This is a genomic window from Streptomyces sp. NPDC059524 (genome assembly GCF_042749255.1).
Taxonomy (GTDB): domain Bacteria; phylum Actinomycetota; class Actinomycetes; order Streptomycetales; family Streptomycetaceae; genus Streptomyces; species Streptomyces xanthii.
Genome location: NZ_JBHYTK010000104.1, coordinates 5,473 through 15,750, shown reverse-complemented (window position 1 = coordinate 15,750; position 10,278 = coordinate 5,473). Strand labels below are relative to the sequence as shown.

Sequence of the window (10,278 nt, the reverse complement as noted above, 5' to 3'; positions counted from 1 at the left end):
CGCGCCCCCCCAGAAGCCCCCCCGACACGTCGTCTCCGAGATGTTGCTCAGCGTCCGGTCTACTTCGAGCGCGCGGAACTGCCCGTCCGCGACCACCCCCACGACGATCCGCCCGCCCGCGTCACCGCCGCCGGGCCCCAGGTCCACGACCCAGTCGGCGCCGGCGACCACGCTCATGTCGTGTTCGACGACCACCACCGAGTTCCCCGCGTCGACGAGCCCGTGCAGCTGGCGCAGCAGCACCTCGACGTCCGCCGGATGCAGACCCGTCGTCGGCTCGTCCAGCAGGTACAGGGTGTGCCCGCGCCGCACCCGCTGCAGCTCACCGGCCAGCTTGATCCGCTGGGCCTCGCCGCCGGACAGCTCGGTCGCGGGCTGGCCGAGCCGCAGATAGCCGAGGCCGACCTCCCGCAAAGTCCGCAGGCTGCGCAGGACGGCACTCGCCGCCGCGTCGTCCGCGAAGAACTCCGCCGCCGCGTCCACCGTCAGGTCGAGCACCTCCGCGATGTTGCGCCCCCGGTAGGTGACTTCGAGGGTCGGCGGGTTGTAGCGGGCCCCCGCGCAGTCCGGGCACGGCGCGTACGTGCTCGGCAGGAACAGCAGCTCGACACTGACGAAGCCCTCGCCCTGGCAGGTCTCGCAGCGCCCGCCCGCCACGTTGAAGGAGAACCGGCCGACACCGTACCGGCGGGCCTTCGCCTCGTCCGTGGCGGCGAACACCTTGCGCACGACGTCGAACAGTCCGGTGTACGTCGCCAGGTTGGAGCGCGGGGTGCGGCCGATCGGCTTCTGGTCGACGACCACGAGCCGCCCCACGCCCTCCAGTTCCTCGGTGATCTCGCCGATCAGCGTCGACTTCCCGGAGCCGGACACACCCGTGACCGCCGTGAACGCCCCGAGCGGCAGTTCGGCCGTGACGTCGCGGAGGTTGTGCCGCGTCACCGGGCCGATCTTCAACCAGCCGGTGGGTGTACGGGTCTGACGTGGCGTCACCGGTGAGTCGTCGAAGAGGAAACGGGCCGTCGCCGACCCCTCGACCTCCCGCAGCGCCTCCACCGGGCCGCTGTGCAGCACCTGCCCGCCGTGCTCGCCCGCCAGCGGGCCGACGTCGACCAGCCAGTCCGCGCGGCGCATCACGTCGAGATGGTGCTCGACCACGAACACCGAGTTCCCCGCGTCCTTCAGCCGGTCGAGCACCGTCAGCAGGGACTCGGTGTCGGCGGGGTGCAGTCCGGCCGACGGCTCGTCGAGCACGTACACCACGCCGAAGAGCCCCGACCTCAACTGCGTTGCCAGCCGCAGGCGTTGCAGCTCGCCCGCCGACAGGGTGGGCGTCGGCCGGTCCAGGCCCAGATAGCCGAGCCCCAGCTCGGTCACCGTGGCGATCCGGGCCCGCAGGTCCTCGGTCAGCACCCGCGCCGTCTCCGACACGCCGTCCGGCAGGTCGAGCAGCGCGGACAGCTCCGACAGCGGCATCCGGGCCAGCTCCGCGATCGTGCGGCCCGCGAACGTGACCGCGAGCGCCTCCTTGCGCAGCCGGGCCCCGCCGCACACCGGGCACGGCTCGCTCTTCAGGAACTTCTCCGCCTTCGCCCGCAGCGTGGCGCTCTTGGAGTCCGCGAACGTCTTCATCACATACCGGTCGGCGCTCATGTACGTGCCCTGGTACGGGCGCTGGATCCGGTCCGCGTCCCGCACCGGATGCACCGTCACCACCGGCTGCTCGTCGGTGAACAGGATCCAGTCCCGGTCGGCCTGCGGCAGCTCCCGCCAGGGCCGGTCCACGTCGTGGCCGAGCGTGTCGAGGATGTCCCGCAGGTTCTTGCCCTGCCAGGCGCCCGGCCAGGCCGCGACCGCGCCCTCGCGGACGGAGAGGGACGGATCGGGGACGAGGAGTTCCTCGGTCGTGCGGTGGATCAGTCCCAGGCCGTGGCACTCCGGGCAGGCGCCCGCCGCCGTGTTCGACGAGAAGGCGTCGGAGTCCAGCCGCTCGGCGCCCTCCGGATAGTCGCCGGCCCGCGAGAACAGCATCCGCAGCGAGTTCGACAGCGTCGTGACCGTGCCGACCGAGGACCGGGAGGTCGGCGCGGAGCGGCTCTGCTGGAGCGACACCGCGGGCGGCAGCCCCGTGATCGAACCGACCCGGGGCGCCCCCACCTGGTGGATCAGACGCCGCGCGTACGGGGCGACGGACTCGAAGTAGCGGCGCTGCGCCTCCGCGTACACCGTGCCGAACGCCAGCGAGGACTTGCCCGAGCCGGACACCCCGGTGAACACGGCGATGACGTCGCGCGGGATGTCCACGTCGACTCCCCGCAGATTGTGCTCGCGGGCGCCCCGCACCCGGACGAAGCCGTCGTGGCGGGGATCGGGCGGGGCGGCGTGCGGCATGGGCGGAGCTCCGGTCGTACGTGCTGGTGCGGGCGGGACGGGTGCGTCCCGAGGGGCCGGGACAAACCCCACGATCCTAGGCCGCGGCGAGGCGGGCGACCCGGGCGAGTCTGCGGTAGGACTCCAGCAGCCCCTCACGGTCGTACGTGCTCGTCGTGACCAGCACCTCCTGCGCGCCGCTCTCCTTGATCACGGCCGCCAGCTCGTCCGCGACCTGCTGCTCCGTGCCGACGATGTGGCCGTGCAGCCCGGACTCGTACAGCTCGCGCTCCTTCGGCATCATGTCGAGCGCGGTGATCCGCTCCGCGGGCGGCAGCGGCGGGAACGTGCCGTGCGTGCGGGAGTGCGCCGCCGACCAGGCCTCGGGGATCAGCAGCCGCCGCGCCTCCGGCTCGCTGCCGGCGACGGCGACCGTCCCGGAGATCACGACGTACGGCTCGGCCGCCCAGGGGGAGGGGCGGAACTCCGCGCGGTAGCGGTCGATGCCGCGCAGCATCTTCGACCGGTTGCGGAAGTCGCCGATGACCATCGGCAGGCCCGCGCGGGCGGCGATCGACGCCCCCTCGCCCATCGCGAGCACGAACGGCGGCACGGTGAGCCCTTCCGAGGGCCGGGCGTGCACCCGGGTGGGGGAGGTGCCGGTGAAGAACGCGAGGAGCTCGTCGAGCTGCCCCGCGAAGTCGTCCGCGTCGGCTGTGCTCCGTCCGAAGGACCGCCCGAGCGCGCGGCGCACCCCGTCGGTGAACCCGACGGACCGGCCGAGCCCCATGTCGATCCGCCCCGGAAACAGCGACTCGAGGACCCCGAACTGCTCGGCGACCACCAGCGGCTGATGGTTGGGCAGCATCACACCGCCCGTCCCGACCCGGATCGTGCGGGTGGCGGCGGCCACGGCGGCAGCCAGCACGGTCGGCGCGGAACCGGCGACGCCCGGCACCCCGTGATGCTCCGACACCCAGACACGGTGGTACCCGAGCCGCTCCAGGTCCTGAGCGAGCGCGACGGTGTCCCGCAGCGCCTGCGCGGCGGTCGAGCCCTCGCGGGTGCGGGAACGGTCGAGGACGGAGAAGCGAACGGTGTCGGGCACGGTGGTCACGTCCTGGTTCAACGCGCGGGCGCGGAGATGATTCCCGTGCGTCCCTCAGAGGCCGGCGCGCGAACTAAAGTGGCCCGGTGACCTCCGACGTACGCCGTGACCTGGCCGTGTTCGACCTCGACGGGACGCTCGCCGACACCGCGCACCGACAGAAGTACCTGGAGCGCAAGCCGCGGGACTGGGCCGGGTTCTTCGCGGCCGCGCCGCTCGACCCGCCGCTCCCCGAGGGCGTGGCGCTGGCCCGCGAGAGCGCGCAGGAGTGCGAGGTCGTCTATCTCACCGGGCGCCCCGAGCGGTGCCGCGCGGACACGCTGGCCTGGCTCACCCGGCACGGGCTGCCCGAGGGCGCGCTGCACATGCGGCGCAACGACGACCGCAGGCCGGCCCGCGTCACGAAGCTCGCGACGCTGCGCCGGCTGGCGCGCGGCCGGACCGTGCGCATGCTGGTGGACGACGACGAGCTGGTGTGCCTGGAGGCGGAGCGCGCCGGATTCACCGTCGTACGGGCCCGCTGGGCGAGCCCGTCGGCGGCGCTGAAGGACGCGCAGGAGCGTGAGGGCCGCACCTGAGGCACGGCCCCGGGGTCACTCCTCCCCGTCGAGGCGGAACCCGACCTTGAGGCCGACCTGATAGTGCTCCGGCCGGCCGTCCACGATCTGGCCCCGCACCTGCGTGACCTCGAACCAGTCGAGGTTGCGCAGGGTCTGGGAGGCCCGTGCGATGCCGTTGCGGATCGCCTGGTCGACGCCTTCGTGCGAGGTGCCGACGATCTCGGTGACGCGGTACGTGTGGTTCGACATGCTTCCACCGTGCCCCAGGGCGGCCGGGTCCGCCACGGGGAGACGACGCCGGTCACCGTACGTGCGCGCGAACCGGTCCGGCTACTTCTCCGTACCCCTTGACCGGGCCATTGGTCCATACCAAAATCCCGGTCACACCCGTTCGAGCCGCGCGCTCGTCCCCCACGTCGGGCGAACCACCCCTGTCCTCAGGCAGAAAGCGACCCCGCGTGAGATCCCGTCGAGCCCTGTTGTCCCTGAGTTCCCTCGCCGTCGTGACCGGCACGCTCCTCACGGCGTGCGGGGCCCTCCCGGGCGGCACGGCCGAACCGCGCACGGTCACCGTCTGGCTGATGAAAGGCAGCGCGTCCGACGCCTTCGTCGACCGCTTCACCCGCCGGTTCGAGGCCGAGCACGACGACCTGCGCCTCGACATCCGCGTCCAGGAGTGGACGAACATCGGCCAGAAGGTCACCACCGCGCTCAAGGCCGGAGGCGACGGCGGCCCCGACGTCATCGAGGTCGGCAACACCCAACTGCCCACGTACATCGACACCGACGGCCTCCTCGACCTGTCCCTGGAGGCGGCCCGCGACCTCGGCATGGACGACTGGCTCCCCGGCCTCGCCGAACCCGGCGTCGACCGCGCCCGCCAGTACGGCGTCCCCTGGTACGCCGCCAACCGCGTCGTGATCTACAACAAGGACCTCTTCGCCCGCGCCGGCATCCAGCAGCCGCCGAAGACCCGTGACGAATGGCTCACCCTGACCCGCCGCCTCGACACCCCGGGGCAGCAGGGCATCTACCTCGCCGGACAGGACTGGTACACGCTCTCCGGGTTCATCTGGGACGAGGGCGGCGAGCTCGCCCGTGAGTCCGCCGGCACCTGGACCGGCGCCCTCGACAGTCCCGCCGCCCTGCGCGGCATGGCCTTCTACCAGCAGCTCCAGGCCCTCGGCGACGGCCCGAAGGACGCCGACGAGGAACACCCGCCGCAGGCCGAGGAGTTCGCGGGCGGCGACATCGCGCAGATCATCTCCGTGCCCGGCGCCACCCAGGCGATCCTCGCCAAGAACCCGGAACTCAAGGGCAGACTGGGCTACTTCCCGATCCCCGGCAAGACCGCCGCCCGCGCGGGCGCCGTGTTCACCGGCGGCTCGGACCTCGTCGTCCCCGCGAACACCGACGACCGCTCGGGCGCCCTCGAAGTGATCAAGGCCCTCGCCGGGGAGAAGTGGAACACCGACCTGGCCAGGACCATGGACTACGTGCCGAACAAGACGACCCTCGCCCCGGCCGTGGCCGGAGAGCCGGGCGTCGCCGCCATGGCCGTCGGCGCCGCCCATGGCCGGGCCACCCCGGCGTCCCCGCTCTGGGCGACCGTCGAGGCGGACAACCCCATCAAGACGTACATGTCCGACGTCCTGCGCGGCGCCGCCCCCGGCCCCGCCGCGCGGCAGGCGTCCCGCGAGATCACCCGCCGCCTCGACGAACGGGGCCCCTGAGCCGTCAGACGGCGGGCGTGCTCAGGGACAGGGCGAAGCGGCCCTCGGAGTCGGTCCACCAGCGCACCGTCTCCAGACCCGCGGCCCCGAGCTCCCGCTCGACCCCGGCGCGCCGGAACTTCGCCGACACCTCCGTGCGCATCTCCTCGCCGGCCGCGAAGTCCACCGCCAGATCGAGCGCGGGGATCTTCACGGACTGCGCGCTCTCGGCCCGCAGCCGCATCTCGATCCACTCGTGCTCCGCGTCCCACACCGCGACGTGCGCGAACGCGTCCAGATCGAAGTCGGCGCCGAGCTCCCGGTTCACGACCGACAGCACGTTCTTGTCGAACGCGGCCGTCACACCCGCCGCGTCGTCGTACGCCGCCACCAGCACCGACGGCTCCTTCACGAGGTCCGTGCCCAGCAGGAAGAAGTCACCGGGCGCCAGCATGTCCCGTACGGAGGCGAGGAACGCGGCCCGCTCGTCGGGCAGCAGGTTCCCGATCGTGCCGCCGAGGAACGCCACCAGGCGCGGCCCCGGCGTGTCCGGCAGCGTGAGGCCGGCCGTGAAGTCCGCGAGCAGCGCGTGGATGGTCAGCCCGGGATGCTCGGCGAGCAGCGTCCTCCCGGCGCCCCGGAGCGCGCTCTCGCTCACGTCCACCGGCACGTACGCCTCCAGGCCGCTGAACTCCTCCAGGAGGTGCCGCGTCTTGTCCGACGAGCCGGAACCCAGCTCGACCAGGGTGCGGGCGCCGGTCGCGGCGGCGATCTCACCGGACCGCGCGAGCAGGATCTCCCGCTCGGCCCGCGTCGGGTAGTACTCGGGCAGCTCGGTGATCTGGTCGAACAGCTCGCTGCCGCGCGCGTCGTAGAACCACTTCGGCGGCAACGTCTTGGGCGTGCGGGTCAGCCCGTGCAGCACGTCGGAGCGCAGCGCGGCCTCCGTGGCGTGCTCGGGCAGGGTGCGGGTCAGCTGGAACGGGCTCACGCGGATGGCTCCTTGAGCGGGGTCAGCAGGACGTCGGTGCGGTTCGCCGCGAGCAGCGTGCGGTCGGGCACCTCGGTCCAGTGCGGATCGTCGTCGTAGGGCTCGGAGGCGACGACGGTGCGGTTCCCGGGCTCGGCCAGGTACCAGAGGGTGTCGCCCCAGGCGGTCGCGGCGATCGTCTCGCCGTCGGTCAGCAGGAAGTTGAGCCGGGCACCCGGCGCCGCCTCGGCGACCTCGACGACGGTGTCGGCGAGCGCCTGCGGCCCCGGATCACCGGCGCGCAGCCGCTGCAGCACCAGCGCCCACAGGAACGCGGCGTCGCAGCGGGCCTCCAGCGACAGCAGGTCGGCCGCCGGCAGGGTGTGCACGAGCGGGGTCAGCGAACGCGGCCAGCCGGGCACCGCGCCGTTGTGACTGAACAGCCAGGGACCGGCCGCGTACGGGGCGGCGGCCGCCTCGCCGTCGGCGCCGCCCACCGTCGCGTCCCGGACCGCGGCGAGCAGCGCGCCCGAGCGGACCACCCGGGCCAGATCGGCGTACGACTGGTCGCCCCAGATCGGCGCGGCCCGCCGGTAGCGGCCCGGCACCGGGTCGCCCTCCGCGTACCAGCCGACGCCGAACCCGTCCGCGTTGACGGTGCCGTGCCGCTGCCGGCGCGGCTCCCACGACTGCCGGAACAGACTGTGCGGCGGAGCGTCGAGCACCTCACCCAGCGCCACCGGCGGCCCCACATAGGCCAGATGACGGCACATCAGCGGGCCTCCCGGGCGACCGGTCCGGCGTCGCGGGCGGTGCGGAACCCGGAGAAGATCTGCCGCCGCACCGGATAGTCCCAGTTGCGGAACGTGCCCCGGCAGGCCACATCGGCCACCGCGAACGAACCGCCCCGCAGCACCTTGTACTCCGGCCCGAAGAACACCTCCGAGTACTCCCGGTACGGATACGCCACGAACCCGGGATACGGGGCGAAGTCGCTGGACGTCCACTCCCACACGTCACCGATCAACTGCCGCACTCCGAGCGGCGATTCACCCTCCGGACAGCTGCCGACCGGAGCCGGACGCAGATGCCGCTGGCCGAGATTGGCGCGCTCCGGCGTCGGATCGGCGTCGCCCCACGGATAGCGCCGCGAGCGGCCGGTCACCGGATCGTGCCGGGCCGCCTTCTCCCACTCCTCCTCGGTCGGCAGCCGCCGCCCCGCCCAGCGGGCGTAGGCGTCCGCCTCGTACCAGCTCACGTGCAGCACCGGCTCGTCCGGCGGCACCAGCTCCGTCACGCCGAACCGGCGGCGCACCCAGTCGCCCGCCTCGCGCCGCCAGAACAGCGGCGCGTGCAGGCCGTGTTCACGGACCGCCGCCCAGCCGGCCGGGTCCCACCAGCGCGGATCCTCGTAGCCGCCGTCGGCCAGGAACTCCATGTACGCGGCGTTCGAGACCGGTGTCGTGTCGATGTGGAACGCGGCCACGTCGCGCGTGTGCGCGGGCCGCTCGTTGTCCAGCGCCCAGGGCTCCGCCGACGTGCCCATCGTGAACGGGCCCCCGGGCACCAGCACTTCGGCAGGGCCCGCGAACGGCGCGGCGGGCGGCTCCGGATCCGGAGCCGTCAGGGCCGCCGCGCCCGTCCTCAGCTGGTGCGTGATCAGCATCGTCTCGTCGTGCTGCTGCTCGTGCTGGGCGATCATGCCGAACGCGAACCCCGCCCGGGTGAGCCGGGCCGGGCCGTCCACGTCGAACGCCGCCTTCTCCAGCACGTCCAGCGCCCGCCCGCGCACGTCCGCCGCATAGCCGCGCGCCTCCTCCGGCGCCAGCAGCGGCAGCTTCGGCCGCTCGGAACGCGGGTGCTCGAAGGCGTCGTACAGCGGATCGATCTCGGGCCGCATCGCCTCCTGGCCCGCGACCGCCCGCAGGAGCCACTGCTCCTCCTGGTTGCCGATGTGTGCCAGGTCCCAGACCAGCGGCGACATCAACGGCGAGTGCTGCGCGGTCAGTTCGGGATCCTCCACACAGCTCGTCAGGAGGGTGGTGCGACGGCGCGCCGCCTCCAGGGCCTCCACCGCGCGGACGCGCAGCGCCTCAGGATCGGTGAGGAAGTCGGTGAGGTTCTCCTCGGTGGTCATGAGCGGACGGTCCTCCCCTGGACAGGCGGTTGCGTGAGCGGATCGAGCACGTCGTCGGCCGGGCAGCGGCCGCGCAGCACGTAGCGGCGGTGGAAGTCCTCGACCGCCCGCCGCACCTCCGCGCCCGCGCCGAGCCGGGGCAGCGCCTCGAGCGCCGCCGCGAAACAGGCCGTCGCCGCCTCCCGCAGTTCGGGATCGGTCAGCGCCAGACGGGCCGCGTCGCGCCACAGCGGATTGTGCGGAGCGGGACGCTCCCCGGCCCGCTCGGCCAGCGGCTTCACCGCCCGGTACGCGGTCTCCGCGGCCTGCGGATCGTCGAACAGTGCCGTCGTCACCGCGAGCGGCACCAGCCAGCCGTCCTCGCCCGGCTGCGCGTCGATCATGCGCAGTTCCAGATGGCCGCGCGGGCGCACCGGAGGGAACAGCGTCGTCAGGTGGTAGTCGAGATCGTCGCGGGTCGGCCGGCGCGGTTCCCCCGTGCGCGCCCAGTCCCGGAACGTCAGCCCCTCCGGCACCTCCCACGGCCCGTCGGCGCTGCGCACGCACATCACGGGCGCGTCGAGCGCCCGCCGCGCCCATGCCTCCCGCGGCTCCCCGTCCGGGGACGGCGCCGCGGAACGGCCCGCGTCGATCCGCGCCCACAGGAGCTGCCGCGTCGACCGCCAGCCCGTCGGACGGCCGGACAGCATCGGGGAGTTGGCGAACGCCGCGACGAGCACGGCGCCCAGCAGATGGCCGAGCACCCAGCGCCGCGCGTACCCCAGCGGACCCGGCTCCTCGTACCCGGCGTCCAGGCACACCTGCACCGACGCGGAGGAACACATCATGGAGCGGCCGGCCGGTCCCGTCCGGTCCAGGGAGGCCTCCAGGGCGTCGTAGCGGGGGCGCCGCAGCAGCCGGCGGGGCGGGCGCCACGGATCCGTGCCGTGGCCGGCCAGGACGAGGCCGTGGGCGCGGAGTGCGGTGCGGACGGCGGTCAGATCGGCCTGTACGGCCGAGACGCATTCCGTCAGGGTGGCGGCGGGGAGCGAACTGAGCTCCAGCTGGCCGCCGGGCTCCACCGTGAGCGCCGAGCTCAGCGGCAGGGCGCGCAGCGCGGCATAGGCCGCGTCGAGCCGTTCGGGCGGTAACGGGAGGCGGGGGCGGTGCGTCTCGTGGACGATCCACTCCAGCTCCACACCCACCGCGCGCGGCGGGCCGGTCTTGAAGCAGATGCCCTGCACCAGGGCCTCCGCCTCGGTCTCGGTGACCAGGTCACCGAGCGTCGTACAGTCTCCCTCGGTCATGCGGGGATCCTCCTGGTCGGTTCGCTTCCATGGTCCCCGGTGGGGACCGCGCCGTCGATTCGGGCCCGTGCGGGCGCCGCCCGGGGGGGGGGGGCCCGCCCCCCCCCCAAAGGCGCGCCGGCCGCCCCACACAGA

At 73.5% G+C, this 10,278-nt stretch carries 9 protein-coding genes; 2 read left to right on the top strand and 7 right to left on the bottom strand.

Annotated features, from left to right (window positions below; translation table 11 throughout):
- Positions 1-2,391 (bottom strand): ATP-binding cassette domain-containing protein (locus ACFW9D_RS25775; protein ID WP_384625318.1); only part of this gene is annotated, 2,391 nt, incomplete at its 3' end.
- A gap of 76 nt (positions 2,392-2,467) precedes the next feature.
- Positions 2,468-3,487, bottom strand: a complete 1,020-nt coding sequence (locus tag ACFW9D_RS25770; RefSeq protein WP_384625315.1) for an LLM class flavin-dependent oxidoreductase — start codon at positions 3,485-3,487, stop codon at positions 2,468-2,470.
- 77 nt (positions 3,488-3,564) lie between these two features.
- On the opposite strand from ACFW9D_RS25770, the gene ACFW9D_RS25765 reads away from it, so the two are divergent.
- Positions 3,565-4,056, top strand: coding sequence for a hypothetical protein (locus ACFW9D_RS25765; protein ID WP_384625312.1), 492 nt, complete (start codon positions 3,565-3,567; stop codon positions 4,054-4,056).
- A gap of 15 nt (positions 4,057-4,071) precedes the next feature.
- Here the strand turns inward: ACFW9D_RS25765 and ACFW9D_RS25760 are convergent, their stop codons facing one another.
- Positions 4,072-4,287, bottom strand: coding sequence for a dodecin (locus tag ACFW9D_RS25760; RefSeq protein ID WP_188335646.1), 216 nt, complete (start codon positions 4,285-4,287; stop codon positions 4,072-4,074).
- 254 nt (positions 4,288-4,541) lie between these two features.
- Here ACFW9D_RS25760 and ACFW9D_RS25755 point away from each other — a divergent pair, with 254 nt between their 5' ends.
- Positions 4,542-5,771 (top strand): extracellular solute-binding protein, encoded by a 1,230-nt coding sequence (locus ACFW9D_RS25755; RefSeq protein ID WP_384625308.1) that lies wholly within the window; start codon positions 4,542-4,544, stop codon positions 5,769-5,771.
- Between the two features lie 4 nt (positions 5,772-5,775).
- On the opposite strand, the gene egtD is transcribed toward ACFW9D_RS25755, so the two are convergent.
- The 4 genes from egtD to egtA are packed head-to-tail and all read right to left on the bottom strand — an operon-like array spanning position 5,776 to position 10,143.
- Entirely contained in the window at positions 5,776-6,741 is a 966-nt protein-coding gene (egtD, locus tag ACFW9D_RS25750) for an L-histidine N(alpha)-methyltransferase (protein WP_384625305.1), read from the bottom strand.
- The gene (gene egtC, locus ACFW9D_RS25745) at positions 6,738-7,493 is read right to left on the bottom strand and encodes an ergothioneine biosynthesis protein EgtC (protein WP_188335643.1); all 756 of its coding nucleotides are present in this window, start codon (positions 7,491-7,493) and stop codon (positions 6,738-6,740) included. The genes egtD and egtC overlap by 4 nt, the downstream gene beginning before the upstream one ends.
- Positions 7,493-8,857, bottom strand: coding sequence for an ergothioneine biosynthesis protein EgtB (egtB, locus tag ACFW9D_RS25740; protein ID WP_384625301.1), 1,365 nt, complete (start codon positions 8,855-8,857; stop codon positions 7,493-7,495). Before egtB ends, egtC begins: the two co-directional genes overlap by 1 nt.
- The gene (gene egtA, locus ACFW9D_RS25735) at positions 8,854-10,143 is read right to left on the bottom strand and encodes an ergothioneine biosynthesis glutamate--cysteine ligase EgtA (protein ID WP_384625298.1); all 1,290 of its coding nucleotides are present in this window, start codon (positions 10,141-10,143) and stop codon (positions 8,854-8,856) included. The genes egtB and egtA overlap by 4 nt, the downstream gene beginning before the upstream one ends.
- Positions 10,144-10,278 lie beyond the last annotated feature (135 nt).